At 61.5% G+C, this 1,119-nt stretch carries 1 protein-coding gene; it reads right to left on the bottom strand.

The window, feature by feature from the left end; genetic code table 11:
• On the bottom strand, positions 1–1,119 hold a 1,119-nt coding region (locus CTATCC11996_RS25775; protein WP_003080915.1), incomplete at both ends, for an MBG domain-containing protein.

The following is a 1,119-nucleotide window of genomic DNA, read 5'->3' as shown; positions in this document are numbered from 1 at the left end:
ATTGAAGCTGATGCTGTAGTTGCTGTTGGCCAAGCTGCCCTGGTGGATGGCATAGCTGCCCACGTTTTCACCAGCAGCACGGCCCAGGCTTCCGCCCAGGCTGTCGCCGTGGATCAAGCCACTGCTGGTGTACTTCAGGTCATCGGCATCGCCATAGACCTTGCTGGCCGCATCGGCCGTCACGGTCAGTGAGGCTTGGGTGATTTCAAAGCTGCCTTGGTAGCTGATGTCGTAGCCTTGCTGGTTTGAATACAGCCCACTTACCAAGAGTCCGCCATTTTTTGCGCTGTAGTTGCCGGCGTTCTTATTGTTGCTTTGGTAGCTGAGGTCGCTGCCTGCACCGCCTAGAACAACACTTGGTGCAATGCTGTAATCCGAGCCGCCGATTACGCCGCTGCCTGTGGTGCCATCGTAGGTCTTGCTCGCTAATGCTCCCAGGTCCACCGTGACCTGCTTTAAAAACGTGCGCAGCAACGGCGTGCTGTGACCTTCGTAAATGCGCCAGGCTGCGCCCGTGCCGCCCTGGTCATCAATATCGCTGCCCCAGGCCGCAAAGCTGCTGGCTTTTTGGAACTCGGCATCCGTGAGCCCCTGGGATTCGGCATCTAAACCGCTGTTATTTCCCACCCCTGGTTGCCCGGGATTGCGGTCCGCGCTCCAGTAGCTTTGGCTGATGCTGCCGTAGTTTTCCCCCGCCAGCGCGCCCGCGAAGTTGGCGTTGCCATCTTTGGCTGTGGCGCTGCCCGTGGCATAGCTTTGGCTGATGTTGCCGTTGATGTTCACCCCCACCAGAGCGCCCGCGGAGTTGCCTGAGCCCCCCTCTGCTGTGGCGCTGCCCGTGGCATAGCTTTGGCTGATGCTGATGCTGCCGCTGCCTGTGGCATAGCTTTGGCTGATGTTGCCGCCGTGGTTTTTCCCCACCAGCGCTCCCGCGGAGTTGCCGGAGCCCCCCTCTGCCGTGGCGTTGCCCGTGGCATAGCTTTGGAGGATAGCGCCGCTGTTCCACCCCGCCAGCGCGCCCGCGGAGTTCCAGACCCCCCCCGATGCCTTGATGCTGGCATTGTCCAGGCCCACATGGGCAATGCGCGCAGCGCTGCCGGTAGCACCAAACAGGCCCGC

The sequence above is a fragment of the Comamonas testosteroni ATCC 11996 genome (assembly GCF_000241525.1).
In the GTDB taxonomy this organism is placed as follows: domain Bacteria; phylum Pseudomonadota; class Gammaproteobacteria; order Burkholderiales; family Burkholderiaceae_C; genus Comamonas; species Comamonas testosteroni.
The sequence above is the reverse complement of the archived record's forward strand: the minus strand, read 5'-3'. Positions and strand labels throughout refer to the sequence as shown.